The 18,043-nt window shown below is 72.3% G+C and carries 16 protein-coding genes; 7 read left to right on the top strand and 9 right to left on the bottom strand.

Annotated elements, in window-relative coordinates:
* Positions 1-76: 76 nt before the first annotated feature.
* Positions 77-475, top strand: coding sequence for a hypothetical protein (locus tag OG892_RS03815; RefSeq protein ID WP_371628453.1), 399 nt, complete (start codon positions 77-79; stop codon positions 473-475).
* A gap of 67 nt (positions 476-542) precedes the next feature.
* Here OG892_RS03815 and OG892_RS03810 read toward each other — a convergent pair whose 3' ends face one another.
* Together OG892_RS03810 and OG892_RS03805 are read right to left on the bottom strand one after the other, a co-directional pair.
* On the bottom strand, positions 543-1,031 hold the full coding sequence (locus tag OG892_RS03810; RefSeq protein ID WP_073736180.1) for a glutathione peroxidase: 489 nt from the start codon (positions 1,029-1,031) through the stop codon (positions 543-545).
* A 55-nt stretch (positions 1,032-1,086) separates the two neighbouring features.
* Positions 1,087-2,091 carry an Lrp/AsnC family transcriptional regulator gene (locus OG892_RS03805; RefSeq protein ID WP_371628452.1) on the bottom strand — a complete coding sequence of 335 codons (1,005 nt, stop codon included), beginning with the start codon at positions 2,089-2,091 and terminating at the stop codon, positions 1,087-1,089.
* 152 nt (positions 2,092-2,243) lie between these two features.
* On the opposite strand from OG892_RS03805, the gene OG892_RS03800 reads away from it, so the two are divergent.
* The 3 genes from OG892_RS03800 (at position 2,244) to OG892_RS03790 (ending at position 6,622) form a co-directional block, all read left to right on the top strand.
* Positions 2,244-3,788 carry an amidase gene (locus OG892_RS03800; protein ID WP_371628451.1) on the top strand — a complete coding sequence of 515 codons (1,545 nt, stop codon included), beginning with the start codon at positions 2,244-2,246 and terminating at the stop codon, positions 3,786-3,788.
* Between the two features lie 109 nt (positions 3,789-3,897).
* Complete coding sequence (locus OG892_RS03795; protein ID WP_328867917.1) at positions 3,898-5,328, top strand: MFS transporter; 1,431 nt, start codon at positions 3,898-3,900, stop codon at positions 5,326-5,328.
* A gap of 46 nt (positions 5,329-5,374) precedes the next feature.
* Entirely contained in the window at positions 5,375-6,622 is a 1,248-nt protein-coding gene (locus OG892_RS03790) for an amidohydrolase family protein (protein WP_371628450.1), read from the top strand.
* On the opposite strand, the gene OG892_RS03785 is transcribed toward OG892_RS03790, so the two are convergent.
* The 4 genes from OG892_RS03785 to OG892_RS03770 form a co-directional block, all read right to left on the bottom strand.
* Positions 6,592-7,149, bottom strand: coding sequence for an N-acetyltransferase family protein (locus tag OG892_RS03785; RefSeq protein ID WP_371628449.1), 558 nt, complete (start codon positions 7,147-7,149; stop codon positions 6,592-6,594). The genes OG892_RS03790 and OG892_RS03785 overlap by 31 nt on opposite strands.
* A gap of 13 nt (positions 7,150-7,162) precedes the next feature.
* A complete protein-coding gene (locus OG892_RS03780; RefSeq protein ID WP_107421793.1) occupies positions 7,163-7,735 on the bottom strand; it encodes a helix-turn-helix domain-containing protein in 573 nt (190 codons plus the stop codon).
* Positions 7,736-7,780: 45 nt separating this feature from the next.
* Positions 7,781-9,541: a sodium:proton antiporter gene (locus tag OG892_RS03775; protein WP_073736173.1), complete on the bottom strand. Its 1,761-nt coding sequence runs from the start codon at positions 9,539-9,541 to the stop codon at positions 7,781-7,783.
* A 214-nt stretch (positions 9,542-9,755) separates the two neighbouring features.
* Entirely contained in the window at positions 9,756-10,463 is a 708-nt protein-coding gene (locus OG892_RS03770) for a hypothetical protein (protein ID WP_371628448.1), read from the bottom strand.
* 68 nt (positions 10,464-10,531) lie between these two features.
* On the opposite strand from OG892_RS03770, the gene OG892_RS03765 reads away from it, so the two are divergent.
* A complete protein-coding gene (locus OG892_RS03765) occupies positions 10,532-10,762 on the top strand; it encodes a DUF6011 domain-containing protein (RefSeq protein WP_328867920.1) in 231 nt (76 codons plus the stop codon).
* 34 nt (positions 10,763-10,796) lie between these two features.
* Here OG892_RS03765 and OG892_RS03760 read toward each other — a convergent pair whose 3' ends face one another.
* A complete protein-coding gene (locus tag OG892_RS03760) occupies positions 10,797-11,678 on the bottom strand; it encodes an acyl-CoA thioesterase II (protein WP_073736170.1) in 882 nt (293 codons plus the stop codon).
* A gap of 46 nt (positions 11,679-11,724) precedes the next feature.
* Positions 11,725-14,238: an RNA helicase gene (locus OG892_RS03755; RefSeq protein WP_073736318.1), complete on the bottom strand. Its 2,514-nt coding sequence runs from the start codon at positions 14,236-14,238 to the stop codon at positions 11,725-11,727.
* A 182-nt stretch (positions 14,239-14,420) separates the two neighbouring features.
* Here OG892_RS03755 and OG892_RS03750 point away from each other — a divergent pair, with 182 nt between their 5' ends.
* On the top strand, positions 14,421-15,212 hold the full coding sequence (locus OG892_RS03750; protein ID WP_073736169.1) for a metal-dependent hydrolase: 792 nt from the start codon (positions 14,421-14,423) through the stop codon (positions 15,210-15,212).
* Positions 15,213-15,221: 9 nt separating this feature from the next.
* Here OG892_RS03750 and OG892_RS03745 read toward each other — a convergent pair whose 3' ends face one another.
* Positions 15,222-16,214 (bottom strand): Lrp/AsnC family transcriptional regulator, encoded by a 993-nt coding sequence (locus tag OG892_RS03745; protein WP_371631573.1) that lies wholly within the window; start codon positions 16,212-16,214, stop codon positions 15,222-15,224.
* 163 nt (positions 16,215-16,377) lie between these two features.
* On the opposite strand from OG892_RS03745, the gene OG892_RS03740 reads away from it, so the two are divergent.
* A complete protein-coding gene (locus OG892_RS03740) occupies positions 16,378-17,967 on the top strand; it encodes an MFS transporter (protein ID WP_371628447.1) in 1,590 nt (529 codons plus the stop codon).
* The last annotated feature ends 76 nt before the right edge of the window (positions 17,968-18,043 follow it).

The following is an 18,043-nucleotide window of genomic DNA, read 5'->3' as shown; positions in this document are numbered from 1 at the left end:
GCGGATGGTGTGCACCTGCCATGCACCTGTAGATTCCCCGTGAAGATCGTGACTGGCCGATGGAGGGGGACGCACCATGCCGAGGTTCACCGGAAGGCGGGTCGTGGCCGCCGCCGTGGCGGCGTTCGGCCTCGTCATCGCCGCACAGGGCACGGCCGCGGCCGCGCCGAAGCCGATCGAGGCGACCTTCGGCGGATACGGGGAATGGAACCCCGACCCCTACGGCGGCATCCCCGGCGACTCGATCCGCGCCTGCGACACGAGCGCGGACGGCTGGGGTATCGAGGTGAAGCTCGACATCGGCCGCGACGGGACCTGGGACCGGGTCGCGAGCACCCGAGGTCACAACTCCCCCTACTGCAGCCCGTGGAAGAGCGGCAACATCAAGGAAGGCACGCCCGTGAGCATCCAGGTGGCGAATGTGAACGCCGGTGTCACCTACCCCAAGGGTTCGCTCCTGCTCAGCCACGCCTGAGCGGCGGGCCGGAGCGCCACCGGGCGGCGGGCGGCGATCCGGCCGCAGGCCACCCGGCGGCATCGCTTCAGGCGGGAAGCTGGGCCTCGATGGCCGCGACGAGCTCCGGGGCCTCCGGCTCGGTGGCGGGACGGAGCCGGGCGACCGGCTCGCCCGCCGGGGAGAGCAGGAACTTCTCGAAGTTCCACTTCACGTCACCGGCTTCGCCGTCGGCGTCCGCGAGCTTCGTCAGCTCCACGTAGAGCGGGTGCCGGCCCGCGCCGTTGACGTCCGTCTTCTCCAGCAGCGGGAAACTCACCCCGTACGTCGCCGAGCAGAACGCCTGGATCTCCTCCGAGCTCCCGGGCTCCTGGCCGGCGAACTGGTTGCACGGCACGCCGAGCACGGTGAACCCCCGGTCCCCGTAAGTCTTCTGGAGCCGCTCCAGTCCGGCGTACTGCGGGGTCAGCCCGCACTTGGAGGCGACGTTCACCAGCAGGACGGCCTGGCCCCGGTAGTCGCCCAGGGTGGTCGGCTCGCCGGTCAGGGTGTGGAGGGGAATGTCGTAAAGCGTCATGAGGATCTCCTAGTAAGTGACTTTCACTGCCATTCTTACGCCCGCAGGCCCCCACTTACGCCCACAGGTTCATCGGGACGAAGCCGATCGCACGGCCGTCCGGATCCAGCAGCCTGCCCATCAGCTTGACCGCGCGCAGCGCGACCGCCCGGTCGGCGATCCGCAGATGGGGGAGGGCCGCGGCCAGCCGTACCTCCAGGTCCTGGGCATCCACCAGCGAGGAGACCCAGACCGTCGCGATCAGATTCTGCGGGCCGGCCAGGCCGAGGCACTGCCGGATCTCCGGAAGCCTCGCCAACTCCCTTGCCGTGGAGTCCAGATGCTCGGGCGAGACAGTGCCGAAGAAGGTCACCGCGACCGGTGAGCCGGACAGTGAGCGGGTCAGGTCGCAGCGCAGCACCAGCCGGCCGGATTCCAGCAGCCGGTTCAGCCGGCGGCTCGCGGTGTTCACCGAGACGCCCAGTGTCTCGGCGAGTTCGCTCAGCGACATCCGCCCGTTCTCGCCGATAGCCGTGACCAGCTCCGCGTACTCGGGCGACTGCTGGGAGCCGCCCAGCGCCGAGCGCCGGGACGCGGCCAGCGCCTCCTGCTGGGAGCGGCTCAGGCTCGTCAGCCGCCAGACACTCCCCTCCGTGTAACTGCGGGTGACCAGATGGGCCCGGGTCGCCGTGATGCCGGGGATCGTGCCGAGCCGGTCCACGATGTAGCGCGAGAGTGCGCCGAAACCGGTGGCCATTGCTGTGATCAGCAGGTCGCGGCCGCCCGCCGCGTGCTCCACGGTCACCGCGTGCGGGTCCGCGGAGAGCTGCTCGGCCACCGCACCCGCCTGCCCCGGCGCGCAGTCGATCTCGATCAGCGCACCGGCTCCCGAGCCGCCGAAGGGATAGGCGGTCACCCAGGCGTGGCCCGCCGTCCGCAGCCGCTCCCAGCGCCGGGCGACGGTCGCGGCGTCGATGTCCAGCGCCTTCGCCAGCTCCGTCCAGGGCGCCCTGGGGCTGATCTGCAGGGCGTTGACCAGGGCCAGATCGAGCTCGCTGAGCGGGGGCAGGTTTTCAGTCATCTGGGATCCGCATCGGGAATCGTTATGGGAAAAAACTGCATTGGATCGTGATTCATGACAGAGATAAGCAATTCGATGTCACCTCATGATCGGAGATTAGCATCGCCCTACCTCATCAGATCCAGCCAGTTTCCCGCCCCCGGAGGCGCCCCGTGCAGCAGCCTTTCGCCACCCTCACCGAGGCCGCCCGCGCCCTCCGGTCGGGCGCCGTCGGCAGCCGTGAGCTCGTCGCCGCCGCACTCGCCGACGCCGACGCGCTCGATCCGCTGCTCGGCGTGTACGTGACCCGCTTCCCGGAACAGGCACTCGCCGCGGCCCGCACGGCCGACTCCCGCCCGGCCGCCGAACGCGGCCCGCTGCACGGGCTGCCGCTCGCCGTGAAGGACAACCTCGCCACCGTCGAGGGCCCGGCCACCGCGCAGAGCCCCGCCCATGACCCGCACTGGTGGCGCGGGCTCGACGCGCCCGCCGTCGCCCGGCTGCGCCGCGCCGGGGCCGTCGTCCTCGGCAAGACCACCATGGCCGAGTACGCCATGGGCCGTCCCGACCCCGCCCACCCCTTCCCGGTGCCCCGCAACCCCTGGGACCCGGAGCGGTGGACCGGCGGATCGAGCACCGGCAACGGTGCGGGCATCGCCTCCGGGCTCTTCCTCGGGGCCCTCGGCAGCGACACCTCCGGCAGCGTCCGGCTGCCCGCCGCCCTGTGCGGCACCACCGGCCTGAAGACCACCTTCGGCCTGCTGCCCACCGACGGCTGCCTGCCGCTCAGCCCCTCGCAGGACGTCCTGGGGCCGATGGCCGTCAGCGCCGGCGACTGCGGGCTCCTCCTCGACGCGCTGACCGGGCAGCCGGGCCTCGCGCCCGGTCCCGCGGACATCCGCGGACTGCGCGTCGGCGTCCCGTACGGGCTCCTCGACGCGCCGGGCGTCACCGGACCGTGCCGCGCGGCCTTCCTGGACGCGCTGCGGAACCTACGGGAACTCGGTTGCGAGGTCAGGGAGTTCGAACTCCCCGAATTCGGGGAGCTGCTCGCGGTCAACGCCGTCACGATGCTCGCGGAGGCCTTCTCCGAGCACGGCGAACGGCTCGCCGCCGACTGGGACGGACACGGGCGGGGCTTCCGCCGGCTGGCCGCGGCGGGCGGACTCATTCCCGCGCACCTCTACCTCCGCGCCCAGCGGACCCGCGAACGGCTCACCGCCGCGCTGCTGGAGCGGCTGGACGGCCCGGCCGGGGCCGACGTGATCGCCACCCCGACCTGGCCCGCGCCCGCCCGCCCCTACGCCCGGGAAACCGCACCCGGCGACGAGCTCAACCTCACCGCCGTCTGGAACCCCACCGGCTTCCCGGCCCTCGCGCTGCCCATGGGCGCCGACCCCGCCGGGCTGCCGCTCTCCCTCCAACTGGCCGGCCGCCCCCGCAGCGAGCACACCCTGCTCCGTGCGGGCGAGGCCTTCCAGTCCGTCACCACCTGGCATCTGCGCAGGGCCGCGCCCGACCCCCGGCACCGGCCCGCCCCGCTCCGCGACCCGGACCGCGAAGAACCGGCACCCGCCTCCTCCATACCCGGCCACGCCCCGGCCGGCATCGAGGAGGCCCTCGCGGCCGTCGGCATCACCCCTGGCCCGGCCGATCTGGCCGTCGTCGGGGCCGTGGCCCGCGGCCTCCTCGCGGCCGCCCGGCGGCCGGCCGCCTGATCCGCCGGCACCCGCTTCCGTCCTTGGAAGTGCCCGCACAGCGAACTCTTCCTGCCCCACCACCCTCCGCCGCGCCCGTGTGCGCGGCCGTGCCCAAGTGGAGATCCCCATGTCGCGTATCCAGCCCACCGCGGGCGCCGGCGCGCCTGGCCTCGGCGGCGCCCGCGTCGCCGCGGTCGTCGGATTCCTGGTCTTCGTCGAACTGACCAGCGGCATCATCCAGGGGATGATGCCGGCCCTGCTGCCCGAACTCGGCACCGTCCTCCACGTCGGAGCGGGCGACCTCAACTGGGTCAACGCCGCACAACTCCTCGCCGCCGCCGTCTCCGTACCGCTGTTCGGCCGGCTCGGGGACATGTACGGCCACCGGCGGCTGCTGCGCATCGCGGTCCTCTGCCTCGTCGCCGGCTCCGTCCTGGTCGCCTGGTCGCCCTCCTTCGAGGTGCTGCTCGTCGGGCGCGTCCTGCAGGGACCGCTCGCCGCGCTCCTCCCGCTGGAGATCGGCCTGGTCCGCGACCGCCTCGACGCGGCGGGCGCCCGAAGCGCCATCGCCCTGCTGGTCGGCGCACTCACCCTCGGCGCCAGCGCCGGCATGGTCATCGCCGGTCTCCTGCGCGAAGTCATCTCCTCGGTGCACGGCGTGCTCTGGATCCCGGCCGTCACGACCGTCCTGTGCGCCGGAGTCGTCTTCTTCCTGGTACCCGAGTCGAAGACCCGCGCCCGGGGCCGGGTCGACTGGGCCGGCGCCGGGCTGCTCAGCGTCGGACTCGCCACGCTGCTGCTCGGCATCTCCCAGGGGCCCAAGTGGGGCTGGAGCGACGGCCGGACCCTGACGCTCCTCGCGGTCGCCGCCGCCACGCTCGTCGTCTGGGTCCTGGTCGAGCTCCGCGTCGCGGAGCCCATCGTCGACATCCGCCTCACCGTGCGGCGCACCCTGCTCCCCGTGTACGCGGCCAGCTTCCTGCTCGGCACCGCGCTCTTCGGCGCCCAGACCGCCGCCGTCCTCTTCGTCTCCTCGCCCGGCGACAAGCTCGGATACGGATTCGGCTACGACGCCCTCGGAATCGCGTGGCTGATGCTGCCGTCCGGCGTGATGGCGTTCGCCGCCTCGCTCGTCGCCTCCCGGCTCTTCCGGCTGATCGGCGGACGCGGCGCCCTCGCGCTCAGCGGGCTCCTCATGGCGGCCGGTTACGTCTTCCTGATCATGGCGCACGACGAGCCCTGGCAGTTCGTCGTCGTCAACGCCATCGTCGGCTCGGGCGTCGGCCTGGCCCTCAGCGCCATGCCCGTCCTCATCGTCGACGCCAGCCCGCACGAGCGCACCGCGATCGCCACCGGCATCTACAACACCGCCAAGACAGTCGGCGGTTCTGTCGCCGGAGCCGTCTTCGCGGCCATCCTGACCGCGATCACCTTCAAGGGCACGAAGATCCCCACGATCGACGCCTACACCACCGTCTGGTGGTGCTGCGCCGGCGTGTCGGTCCTGGTCGCCGTCGCGGCAGCCGTCGTGGCCCGGCCCCGTACCGCCCTCGACTGACCCGCCACCCACCCCGATCCGCACCCTCCAGGGAAGGAACAGCGCCATGCCCGCTCCCACCACCCCCGTACTCCTGCACAACGGCCTGCTCATCGACGGCACGGGCGCCGAACCCGTCCGGGACGGCGCGGTGCTCATCGAGGACGGGCGCGTCCGCTGGGCGGGCCCGTCCGCGGACTGTCCGGCGACCGCGGAGGGGACCCGGCGCGTCGATGTCCGCGGCGGCACGATCCTGCCCGGCTTCATCGACTGCCACGTCCACATGGCCGCGCCCGGCACCGCACTGAGCCATGCCGAGATCGCCACCATGCCCCGCAGCCTGCTCACCTTCCTCGCCGCACCCCGGATGCGGGCGACGCTCGAAGCCGGGGTCACCACCGCCAGGGACCTCGGCGGGGCGGACGCCGGACACCGCCGGGCCGTCGAGTCCGGACTGCTGGTGGGCCCCCGGCTCCTGGTGGCCGTCGCCATGCTCAGTCCGACCGGCGGGCACGGCGACTTCCGGTCGGGGAACGACGACCGCGCCAACGACAACACCATGGGGCGGCTGGCCGACGGCACCGCCGAATGCCGCCGGGCGGTGCGCGGCGTGCTGCGCCAGGGCGCCGACTGCGTCAAGATCGCCGCGACCGGCGGCGTCTGGAGCCCCACCGACCAGCCCGACGACGACGGGTTCCTGGAGGACGAGATCCGCACGATCACGGAGATCGCCGCCGGACACCGCGGCAAGAAGGTCGCCGCCCACGCCCAGGGCAGGGGCGGCATCCTCAACGCCGTACGGGGCGGGGTCGCCAGCATCGAGCACGGCTACGAGATCGACGACGAGGCCATCGACCTGATGCTGGAGCGCGGCACGTTCCTCGTGCCGACGCTCACCACCGCCCACACCGACCCGGACCCGAAGAAGGCGGCGCCCTGGGCGTACGCGAAGAAGAAGCACTGGCAGGAGGTCGCCCGCACGCACATCCCGCACGCCATCGAGCGCGGGGTGCGGGTCGCCATGGGAACCGACTGCGGCATCGCGGAGCACGGCACCAACCTGCGCGAGCTGGGCCACCTCGTGGACTGCGGAATGACCCCGATGGGCGCGCTGCGCGCCGGTACCGCGGAGGCCGCCGAACTCCTCGGCATCGCCCACGAGACCGGCACCCTGGAGCCCGGCAAGCGCGCCGACGTCGTCATAGCCCGCGGCAATCCGCTCGACGACATCCACGCCCTCGGTGACCCCGCGAACGTCCTGGTGGTGATGAAGGACGGCGTCGTCTACAAGGACTCCGACGGGCTCGCAGCCTGAGCCGGCCCCGGGCCGACCGCCTTGTAGTAGTAGGTGGTCGGCCTGAGGGCCCCCGCCGGGTCGGCGGCGTAGCCGGGGACCGATCCGCACGCGGTCCAGTCCGCGGAGCGGTAGAGCCGCTCGGCGGCGCTGTCGTTCTCGGTGTCCAGGACGAGCAGCGTCACACCGTCCCCGGCCGCCGTCTCCTCGACGGCGTCCAGCAGCCGTCGGCCCAGACCCCGGCCCTGCGCCGACGGACGCACCATCAGCTTGGTGACCTCCGCGCGATGGCGGGCGTTGGGCAACGGCGCCCGGACCAGGCCGATGGTCCCGGCGACCCGCTCACCGTCCCGGGCGATCCAGACCTGGAGGCGCCCGGCAGAGACGGACGCGGCCTGCTCCCGCCACCAGCAGGCCGACGCGTCCCGGTCCAGCGGTGCGAGGAATCCGACGGAGGCCCCGCCGTCCACGATCTCCACCAGGAGTGCGGCCAGCTCATCGGCGTACGTGACCAGTTCGGGTCCGGACACCTGGACGATCTCGGTCATACGACAGGTCCTTTCAGGGCAGAACGATCATCAGTGCATAGCGGACCCCGGCCGGGCCCGGACAGTGGAAACGCGAGGGCCCGCGGAGCCGGAAGCGCAGGCAGTCGCCGGTGCGGACGGTGTGCACCGTGCCGTCCACGGTGATCTCGACCGTCCCCTCCAGGACCCAGATGTGCTGTTCGAGGCCGGGGACGGGCGGGTTCTCGTACGCGATCGAGGCGCCCGCGCCGAGCACCCCCTCGACGACCTCCGCGCGCAGCCCCGGGTGCGGGGGTGAGACCGAGCGGCGTACGAAGCCGGACTCCGCGTCGCGCCACACCGGCTGGCGCCCGGCGGGCACCAGCTGCGGCGGCTCCGACTCCACTTCGAGGAGCAGCCGCGACATGGTCCGCCCGTGGACCGTGCACAGCCGTCCGAGCAGGGCCGCGGTCGGGCTCAGCTCGCCGCGCTCCAGCCGCGAGAGCGTCGAACGGCTCACCCCCGTGCGGTGCGCCAGCTCCTCCAGCGACCAGCCTGCCTCGGCGCGGAGTTCGGCCAGCCGTGCGGCCAGCCGGGCATCGACGTTGTCCGGCTCGGCGCTCTCCATCTCTCTCACAGGAGAGATGATATCTCTGATCCGGGATGATCTGATTCAGGGCCGCGACGGCGGGCTCAGCAGGACGAGGGTGTCGCCCTGCTCCGGCGCGGCCGTGCCGGAGCCGGTCACCGGGGTGAGCCGGCCGGCCGCGCTCACCACGAACAGCAGCTCGTCGCCGGCCGGGATCTCACCGTCGAAGGGCCGGTTGACCACCCGCGCCCCGCCCTCGTACCTGCGGGCCAGTTCGGGACCGGTGAGTCCCGGACCGAACAGCGACTCACCACCCGTGTACGGGGCCACCACCCCGTGACTCGCGGACGGCGGCCGGAGCCGGTGGACCGGGCCCTCGAAGGTCTCCCGGAGCGTCATCGACGCGAGCGCGTTGAAGTCGTCCTCACCGGTCAGCAGCAGCACCCCGCTGATCCCCTCCAGCTCCGCCCCGGCGCCGGTGGCGGAGGCGAGCAGCTCACCGGGGGCCAGCTTCAGCCCCGCCTCCTCGATCCGCGCCCGCTCGGGGGCGGCGCCCGCCCACATCAGTACGTCCGGCCCCGCGGAGCGCAGCGCGCACGCCAGGTCGACCGTCCACGGGGCGCCGCCCACCAGCAGCGGCCTGGACCTCGCCGGGCGCAGCACCCGCAGCCGCCGGGCCACCGGGAACGCCGTCAGGCCGTACAGCGTGACCGTGGCGACGATCACCACGAAGGTGGCCGGCAGGATGCGTTCCGCGCCGCCGACGCCCTTGTCGGCCAGGGTCGCGGAGAACGTGGAGGCGGTGGCCGCCGCGACGATGCCCCGGGGGGCCATCCAGCCGATGAACCACCTTTCCCCGCGCGGCACATCGGTTCCGAGCGTCGCGAGGTGGGCCACCAGGGGTCTGGTCACCAGGACCAGCAGCGCGACCAGCGCCAGCGACGGCAGCACCACGTGCCGCAGGGAGGCGGGAGTGACCGTGGCCGAGATGGAGATGAAGAGCAGACCGATGGTGAGCGAGACCAGTGTGTCGAAGAAGGGCCTCCGCACCGGTACGTCCGGGCCCGGCAGGTTGGCGACGGCCATCCCCATGACGACGGCGGAGATCAGCCCCGTGTCGTCGCGCAGCGCGTCGCACGCCGCCGCCACGCCGATCACCGCGGCGAACTGCACCGACGTACCCAGCTCCTCACTCAGCCGCACCCGGCTCAGCAGCAGCCACAGCAGGCACGCCCCGACCGCACCGCCGGCCACGCCCACCGCCGCGCTGGCCGCGAACTGCCCCAGCTGACGGCCGAACCCCGGCCGGTCGCCCGCGAGCACCCCGTGGAAGACCAGCGCCCCCAGGATCCCGCCGACCGGATCGATCAGGGACCCCTCCCAGATCAGCACGCGCTGCAACCGCTCGCTGGGCCGGACGAAGTTGAGCAGCGGCCCGACGACGGTCGGGCCGGAGACGACCAGGATCGACGCGAGCATCACGGATCCGGACATCGACATGTCGAGTACCGGCACGGCGAACAGCGCGGCCGACACCACGGTGAGCACCGTCCCGATCCAGATGAGCCGGACCACGACACGGCGGTTGTGGCCCTTGAGCCTGCTGACATCCAGCCCGAGTCCGGCGTCGTAGAGGATCACCGCCACGGCCAGCGACACCAGCGGCGAGAAGGCGGTGCCGAGCAGCCGTTGGGGATCGATGTCGTCCGTCAGCGCGCCGGCGGTGAAGCCGACCGGCAGCAGGACGAGCAGGGCCGGCACCCGCAGCCGGCCCGCCAGCAGCTGGGAGCCGACAGCCAGCACCACAATCAGTCCCAGGCCGAGGAACACCTGATCGTCCGTCATGACCGCGCCTCCTGCGGTGAGAGCGCCGGGCCGGCGCGTCCGCCCCGTGGATCACCGCGCGCGACCACCCTCCGTGGCGTGGAACGACAGAGGGGGAAGGGCTCGCGCCGGGGCCCGGCCGAGTCCCCCGCTGTCCGCCGGACGGGCTAACGGAACCAGGGCCGGGACCCGCCTTCGGGACGGCACCGGATCCGTGCACCGCGCCCCGCGACGCTCACTCCCGCTTGTCGTCCCAGGGCGTGCCCATCCAGCTGTCGAAGGAGCGGATCAGCGCCGCCAGAGCCGCCGCCAGCCGCCGGTCGACCCAGGGCGCGTGCACATGGACCTCGTCGCCGTCCGACCGGAACTCCAGCGGGACCTCCCCGCCCGCCCGCCAGATGACGCGCCGGGGACCGCGGGCCACATCGCCGCCGCCGGCCAGGACGCTGCCCACGCCGATGGCGACCTGGACGGGGAACACCAGCCACCACACGTACCACCAGAAGATCCGGCCCTTGTACCCGACGGCCTCGGGGCAGCCGGGCTGGGTGACCGTCCAGCGGGTGCGCAGGCCACGGCCGTACAGGGCCTTCTCGCGGAGGATCGTCCCGATGGGAGCGCCCTGCTCGTCCCGGACCTCGTACGTCGACACACCCTCCGCCGTCGAGACGGTGACGAGCGTGGCCAGCCGGGAGCGGCGCTCCGGCTCCGCCCACAGGACGAAGGAGCGGATTCCCTCCTTGCGGGCCGCGAGGTACGCGGGTATGCCGTCCGGCGGCAGTTCGCGCTCCACGTGCGCGACCGGCCGTGAGGAGCCCTCTGGTGTGTCGGTGAGGGTGACGAAGTGCCCGACGGGGCGGACCGTACCCGGTGCGGCCGCCTTCTCCGCCTTCTCCGCCTTCTTGTCCCGGGGGACGGACTCCAGTGTCAGGACGCTGGTCACCTGCGGACTCCTCGGCGTGCGGGGTCGGGAAGTCGCAGAGTAGCCCGGGGGCTTGAGAGGATCGACGGGTGGAGACTCCCGAACCCTTCCCCGGATCCGGTACCGAACCGCTGCCGGAGGCCGGCCAGGCTGCGGTCCGCCGTACCGTGCGCTGCCGGCTGTGCGGACGCCCGCTCACCGGCACGGCCTCGCGCCGCACCGGACTCGGCCCCGCCTGCGACGCCAAACTGCACCCGGCGCCCCCGGACATCCGCACCCGCCGGCACGAGGTCGAACAGGACCCGCTGCCCGGCACCTGAGCCCCGCCCCGGTCGGGCCCGGCGGCCCCGGTCGTCAGGAGGGTTGCTCGCCCAGCCGCCGGAACAGTCCCTCCTGCACCACGGACACCAGCAGATTCCCCTCGCGGTCATAGATCCGGCCGCGCGCCAGCCCTCGCCCGCCCGTCGCGATAGGTGACTCCTGGTCGTACAGGAACCACTCGTCGGCCCGGAACGGACGGTGGAACCACATGGCGTGATCCAGGCTCGCCATATCGAAGCCGCGCGGCCCCCACAGCGGCTCCACCGGGATCCGTACCGCGTCCAGCAGCGTCATGTCACTCGCGTACGTCAGCGCACAGGTGTGCACGAGCGGGTCGTCGCCGAGCGGGCCGACCGCACGCATCCAGACCGCGCTGCGCGGGTCCGCGTCCGTGATCTCCTCCCGCGTCCAGCGCAGCCGGTCGACGTAACGGATGTCGAACGGCTGGCGCCGCGCCATCCGCTCCAGCGCCTCGGGAAGCGCGCCGAGGTGATCACGTACCTCCTCCGCGACCGTCGGCAGCTCCTCCGGATCCGGGACGACGCGCGCCGGAGGCAGCTGGTGCGCGATGCCCGCCTCCTCGGGACGGTGAAAGGACGCCGTCAGATCGAAGATGGTGCGCCCCTGCTGCACGGCCGTCACCCGGCGGGTGGTGAAGGACCGGCCGTCCCTGACCCGCTCGACCTGGTAGACGATCGGCACTCCCGGCCGGCCTGGCCGCAGGAAGTAGGCGTGCAGGGAATGGACCGGCCGGTCCCCGTCGGTGGTGCGGCCGGCCGCCACCAGGGCCTGCCCGGCGACCTGTCCGCCGAAGACCCGCTGCAGGGACTCGTGCGGGCTGCGGCCGCGGAAGATGTTGACCTCGATCCGCTCCAGGTCGAGCAGGTCGACCAGGCGCTCTGCGGGGTTCGTCATGCTGTTCGTCTCCACTCTCGCGACGCCGCCCGCGGTACGGACGCGCTCACAACTGGCCCACGGAGGTGACCCGGAGCACCGCCCGGCCCTCCTCGTCGGACGCGGCGAGATCGACCTCGGCGCTGATGCCCCAGTCGTGGTCGCCGCTCGGGTCCGCGAACGTCTGCCGGACCCGCCACAGACCGTGCTCGGCGTCCTCGTCGATCTTCAGCAGCTTCGGGCCGCGGGCGTCGGGACCGGTACCCAGCTCCTCGTGCTCGTCCCAGTACGCGTCCATCGCCTCGCCCCACGCGTCCTCGTCCCAGCCCGCGTCGCCGTCCAGCTCACCGAGATCGCGGACCCGGTCAAGCGCGGCCAGCTCGACCCGGCGGAACATCGCGTTGCGCACCAGCACCCGGAAGGCGCGGGCGTTCGCCGTGACCGGCTTGAGCTCGTCGGCCCGCTCCTGCGCCTGCTCGGCCGTCTCCACCTCGGGGTTGGCGAGCTGCTCCCACTCGTCGAGCAGACTGGAGTCCACCTGCCGCACCATCTCACCGAGCCAGGCGATCAGGTCCTCCAGGTCCTCGGACTTGAGGTCGTCCGGGATGGTGTGCTCCAGCGCCTTGTACGCGCCCGCGAGATACCGCAGCACGATGCCCTCGGTGCGGGCCAGCTCGTAGTTAGAGGTGAACTCCGTGAACGTCATGGCGCGTTCGTACATGTCACGGACCACCGTCTTGGGCGACACCGGGTGGTCACCGACCCACGGGTGGCTCTGCCGGTAGACGTCGTACGCGTGCCACAGCAGCTCGCTCAGCGGTTTCGGGTACGTGACGTCCTGGAGGAGCTCCATCCGCTCCTCGTACTCGATGCCGTCGGCCTTCATCTGCCCGATCGCCTCGCCGCGCGCCTTGTTCTGCTGGGCGGCGAGGATCTGACGCGGGTCGTCGAGCGTCGACTCGACCACCGAGACCATGTCCAGCGCGTACGAGGGGGAGTCGGCGTCCAGCAGCTCGAACGCGGCGAGCGCGAACGTGGACAGCGGCTGGTTCAGCGCGAAGTTCTGCTGGAGATCGACGGTGAGCCGCACGATGCGGCCCTCCGCGTCCGGGGTTTCGAGCCGCTCCACCACGCCGCCGTCCAGCAGCGAGCGGTAGATGGCGATCGCCTGGCGGATGTGGCGCAGCTGCGCCTTGCGCGGCTCGTGGTTGTCCTCCAGCAGGTGCCGCATCGCCTCGAAGGCGTTGCCGGGACGCGCGATGACGGACAACAGCATGGTGTGGGTGACCCGGAAACGGGAGGTCAGCGGCTCCGGGTCGGACTGGATCAGCTTGTCGAACGTCGTCTCCGACCAGGCCACGAAGCCCTCGGGGGCCTTCTTGCGGACGACCTTGCGCTTCTTCTTCGGGTCGTCGCCCGCCTTCTTGACCAGCTTCTCGTTCTCGACGACGTGCTCGGGGGCCTGTGCGACGACGAAGCCCGCCGTGTCGAAGCCCGCCCGCCCGGCGCGGCCGGCGATCTGGTGGAACTCACGGGCGCGCAGCGTACGCACCCGGGTGCCGTCGTACTTGGTGAGCGCGGTGAACAGCACGGTGCGAATGGGGACGTTGACGCCGACGCCGAGCGTGTCCGTACCGCAGATGACCTTGAGCAGACCCGCCTGCGCGAGCTTCTCCACGAGCCTGCGGTACTTCGGCAGCATGCCCGCGTGATGCACCCCGATGCCGTGCCGCACATAACGGGAGAGGTTCTGGCCGAACTTGGTGGTGAAGCGGAAGTTGCCGATCAGATCGGCGATCTTCTCCTTCTCCTCCTTGGTGCACATGTTGATGCTCATCAGCGACTGCGCCCGCTCGACGGCCGACGCCTGGGTGAAGTGCACGATGTAGACCGGCGACTGCCGGGTGTCGAGCAGTTCGGTGATGGTCTCGGTGATGGGCGTCAGCCGGTACTCGTAACTGAGCGGGACCGGACGCGTCGCGGACCGCACCACGGAGGTGGGGCGGCCGGTGCGGCGGGTCAGGTCCTCCTCGAACATCCTGACGTCACCGAGGGTGGCGGACATCAGGACGAACTGCGCCTGCGGCAGCTCCAGGATCGGGATCTGCCAGGCCCAGCCGCGGTCCTGCTCCGCGTAGAAGTGGAACTCGTCCATCACGACCTGGCCGATGTCTGCGTACTTCCCGTCACGCAGGGCGATGGCGGCCAGCACCTCGGCCGTGCAGCAGATCACCGGGGCGTCGGCGTTGACCGAGGCGTCGCCGGTGAGCATGCCGACGTTCTCCGTGCCGAACAGCTTGCACAGGTCGAAGAACTTTTCCGAGACCAGCGCCTTGATCGGCGCGGTGTAGAAGGTGACCTTGTCCTGGGCCAGGGCCGCGAAGTGCGCACCGGCCGCGACCAGGCTCTTGCCGGAGCCCGTGGGGGTGGACAGGATCACGTTGGCCCCGGAGACCACCTCGATCAGCGCCTCCTCCTGAGCCGGATAGAGGGTGATGCCCTGCGTCTCGGTCCATGACGAGAATGCCTCGAAGAGGGCGTCGGGGTCGTCGGTCGGGGGCAGCTGATCGATTAGGGTCACGCCCCCATCTTGCCTGCCTTCCGCCCGGATGAGGGAACCGGACGACAGCACGAAGATCACGGACGATACGCTTCCCCCTCAACTCGACGACAGCGCAACGGCGGTGCTCCGCGCCCGGACAGGGCGACACCCGTTCACGCGTTGTCCATCACTGGTCAATACCTACGGGGGCGGCAACAGACATGATGGGACCGGCACACTCTCTGTCAGGGGCGGCGGCCTGGCTGGGGGTGGGCGCGGCTGCGGCAGCCGCGGGACACACCATGCCGTGGCCAGTCCTGGTCGTCGGCGCGCTGATCACCGCCGGCGCCGCGCTGGCACCGGACCTGGACCACAAGTCCGCGACCATCTCACGCGCCTTCGGGCCGGTCTCCCGCGGCCTCTGCGAGATCGTCGACAAGCTGTCGCACGCCGTCTACAAGGCGACGAAGATGCGGGGCGACTCGAACCGCAACGGCGGCCACCGGACCCTCACCCACACCTGGCTGTGGGCGGTGCTGATAGGTGCCGGCGCCTCCGCCGCCGCCATCACCGGCGGCCGCTGGGCGGTGCTGGCGATCCTCTTCGTCCACCTGGTGCTCGCCGTCGAGGGGCTGCTCTGGCGGGCCGCCCGGGTCTCCAGCGACGTCCTGGTGTGGCTGCTCGGCGCGACCAGCGCGTGGATTCTCGCCGGCGTCCTGGACAAGCCGGGCAACGGGGCGGGCTGGCTCTTCGAGGCCCCCGGCCAGGAGTACCTGTGGCTGGGGCTGCCGATCGTGCTGGGCGCTCTCGTCCACGACATCGGGGACGCGCTGACCGTCTCCGGCTGCCCGATCCTCTGGCCGATACCGGTGGGCCGCAAGCGCTGGTACCCGATCGGCCCGCCGAAGTTCATGCGCTTCCGGGCCGGCAGCTGGGTGGAACTGAAGGTGCTGATGCCGGTGTTCATGGTGCTCGGGGGAGTGGGCGCAGCGGCCGCGATGAACGTCATCTGACGCCCGGCTCTATCCGGGCACGGGATGCACCAGGCGGCCGTGGGAGATCAGTGAGGCGGCCTGCTTGAGGCGCCGGGCCCGGATGCTGACCCCGTAGGCGTCGACGCCCGGCACCGCCGCGAGGCGGGTGGTCAGATAGCGGTAGAAGTCCTGGGCGTCCCGGCAGGTGACGATGGCCATCACGTTGTGGTCGCCGCTGGTGGCACCGGCGAACGCGACCTCCTCGTGCCCGGCGATCTCGTGTCCGGTCCGTTCCAGGCGGGCCGGGGCGACGCGCAGCCACAGAGTCGCGTTGAGGCGATAGCCGAGGCGCTCGGGCAGCAGATCGATGTCGTACGACAGGGCGCCGGACGACTCCAGGGACTCCAGGCGGCGTGCGACGCGGCCCTTGGACCAGCCGGTGACCTCGGCCAGCCGCGTGTGCGAGGTACGGCCGTCCTCCGCGAGAGCGGCGAGCAGCGGGGCGTCCTCGGCGTCCGGGGGCAGCGGAGGGCCGGCCGGGGCGGGGGACGGGCCGCCGGTCAGCCGTTCCTCCTGCTCGGGCGTGAGATGCCCGCCGTAGCCGGTCCACCCGGACGTGCCGGGGGTGTCGAAGGGGTGGATGAGCAGATCGATACTCAGGTCGAGCACGGCCGCTGACCTGGGCAGCTGCTGGAGCAGCATGTCCTCGCGCTGGGTGTCCAGCGGCGAGCGGATGACGCAGATGATCTCCGAACCGCCCGAGGCGATGCTCGCGTAGGCGATGTCGGGACGCCGGGTGAGGGAGTCGGCCAGCGGACCGACCCGGTCGGGGCGGCAGCGGATGCGCGCGACCCACCGCGCCTCCCCGTACACGGCGGGGTCGACCAGGCCCACGACCCGCATCACCCCGCTGCGGCGCAGGGCGTGGTAGCGGCGGGCCGCGGTCTGCTCCGACACCCCGTTCACCTCACCGATGAGCCGGAACGGGGCCCTCGGCGCGCACTGGAGTGTGCGGAGGATCTGCATGTCCAATGCGTCCATCACGGTGGAAGTCTGCCATGAGGCGCCGAGAGGGTGGAGGTTTCGGTCCGGTCCGAGCATGCGCTTCGTTGATTCCGGCCGATGTCACCGATGCTGGCGACCGGGGCGGACGGGCCCCGCTGAACATCAACCGCGGCGCCGAGCGCCGCCAAGGAGTACATCCGTGAACGTCACACCCTCGGCGAGCGGGCCGGCCGACCGGCGGGCGGCCACGCTCGCCATGGCCTGCCTGGGCGTATTCGTCGCCTACTTGCCGGTGACCACCGTCTCCGTGAGCCTGCCCGCCATCCAGGCGGCACTCGGCGCGTCGACGGCCCAGCTGGCGTGGGTCCAGGACGCGTTCGTCCTGCCGATGGCCGCGTTCATCCTGACCGCCGGAGTGTTCGGAGAGGTCCACGGGCGCAAGAAGGTCTTCCAGGCGGGGCTGGCGTCCTCCGCCGTCGGTGCCGCCGTCGCCCTGACCGCCCCGTCGATCGAGCTGCTGTGGGCCGGTCAGGCACTCGCCGGACTCGGCGCGGCCGCGCTGCTGCCCACCACACTGGCCCTGATCAGCCACGCGGTGCCCGACCACCGGGAGCGCGGCAAGTTCATCGGCCTCTGGGCCACCTCGCTCCTGCTGGCGCTGGCCGTCGGACCGCTGATCGCCGGAGTCGTCCTGGAGCACGCCGCCTGGCGGTGGATCTATCTCCTGGTCATCCCCGTCTCGCTCGTCGCGATGGCGGTCGCCGCGCGGCTGCTGACCGACTCGCGCGCCCCGCACGGGCGGCGGCTGGACTGGCCGGGCCAGATCACCGCCGCGTCCGCGATCACCGCGCTGGTATACGGCGTGATCGAGGGCGGCGCCGGATCGTTCACCGACACCCGGGTCCTGGTGGCGCTGCTCGTCGCGGTGGCCGGCGCCGTCGCCTTCGTCCTGGCAGAGCGTCGCAGCGACAGCCCGATGCTGGACCTGGCGCTGTTTCGCAGCCCCGCGTTCACCGCGACCACCCTCGTCGCGATGATCACCTTCCTGGCGCTGATCGGCTTCTTCTTCCTCCTGAGCCTCTACTTCGGCCTGGTGCAGCAGCTCGACACCCTCCAGGCGGGCTGGCGGCTCCTCATGGTCACCGGCACCGCCATCGTCGCGGGCGCTCCCGTCGGCCGGCTGATGCACCGGGTGCCCGCCCGCGTCCTGATCACCGCCGGACTGCTCGTCGTCACCGGCTCCCTGCTCTCGCTGACCACCGTCGACGCCGACACCTCGTTCGCCTCCATCGCCTGGCGGCTGGCGCTGCTGGGCCTGGGCATGGGCGGCGTCCTGACACCCATGACCGCCACCGCCGTCGCCTCCGTGCCCGGTCACCTGGCGGGCATGGCCGCAGCCGGCAACAACGCCTTCCGGCAGGTCGGAGGGGCACTCGGCCCCGCCGTCCTGGGCGCCCTCCTCACCGCCCGCGCCCTCGACACCTTCCCCGCGCACCTCGCGGACGCCGGGATCACCGGGGCCGCCGGTCAGGGCATCACCGAGACCGCCCGCTCGGGCGGACTCGGCGCGGTCGCCGGAATGCACCTGGGCGCCGCCACGGGCCCGGCCCTGAGCGCCGTGGGCGACGCCTTCCTCGACGGCCTACGCCTCTGCCTGATCGTCGCCGCCGCCCTCACCCTGCTGGCCGCCCTGGTCTCCGCGGTCCTCCTGCGCCGCCCGCGCGGGGCCTCCACCGTCGCGGCCTCCTCCAGCGGCGCGCCCGCCGTCGCGCAGGCCCACGTGGGCTGACGGACGGGCGCCCACGCCCGACGCGCCACCGGGGGCCTCCCGGTGGCGCGTCGGGCGCTACCGGCAGACTTGTGGT

Source organism: Streptomyces sp. NBC_00341 (genome assembly GCF_041435055.1).
Lineage (GTDB): Bacteria > Actinomycetota > Actinomycetes > Streptomycetales > Streptomycetaceae > Streptomyces.
The sequence above is the reverse complement of the archived record's forward strand: the minus strand, read 5'-3'. Positions and strand labels throughout refer to the sequence as shown.

Bases quoted from the DNA above. Each gene is read 5' to 3' on its own strand.
- OG892_RS03760 (WP_073736170.1), bottom strand. From the start codon at position 11,678: ATGACGAACCCCGCAGAGCGCCTGGTCGACCTGCTCGACCTGGAGCGG.
- OG892_RS03775 (WP_073736173.1), bottom strand. From the start codon at position 9,541: ATGACGGACGATCAGGTGTTCCTCGGCCTGGGACTGATTGTGGTGCTG.
- OG892_RS03810 (WP_073736180.1), bottom strand. From the start codon at position 1,031: ATGACGCTTTACGACATTCCCCTCCACACCCTGACCGGCGAGCCGACC.
- OG892_RS03815 (WP_371628453.1), top strand. From the start codon at position 77: ATGCCGAGGTTCACCGGAAGGCGGGTCGTGGCCGCCGCCGTGGCGGCG.
- OG892_RS03805 (WP_371628452.1), bottom strand. From the start codon at position 2,091: ATGACTGAAAACCTGCCCCCGCTCAGCGAGCTCGATCTGGCCCTGGTC.
- OG892_RS03745 (WP_371631573.1), bottom strand. From the start codon at position 16,214: ATGGACGCATTGGACATGCAGATCCTCCGCACACTCCAGTGCGCGCCG.
- OG892_RS03790 (WP_371628450.1), top strand. From the start codon at position 5,375: ATGCCCGCTCCCACCACCCCCGTACTCCTGCACAACGGCCTGCTCATC.
- OG892_RS03750 (WP_073736169.1), top strand. From the start codon at position 14,421: ATGATGGGACCGGCACACTCTCTGTCAGGGGCGGCGGCCTGGCTGGGG.
- OG892_RS03780 (WP_107421793.1), bottom strand. From the start codon at position 7,735: ATGGAGAGCGCCGAGCCGGACAACGTCGATGCCCGGCTGGCCGCACGG.
- OG892_RS03795 (WP_328867917.1), top strand. From the start codon at position 3,898: ATGTCGCGTATCCAGCCCACCGCGGGCGCCGGCGCGCCTGGCCTCGGC.
- OG892_RS03785 (WP_371628449.1), bottom strand. From the start codon at position 7,149: ATGACCGAGATCGTCCAGGTGTCCGGACCCGAACTGGTCACGTACGCC.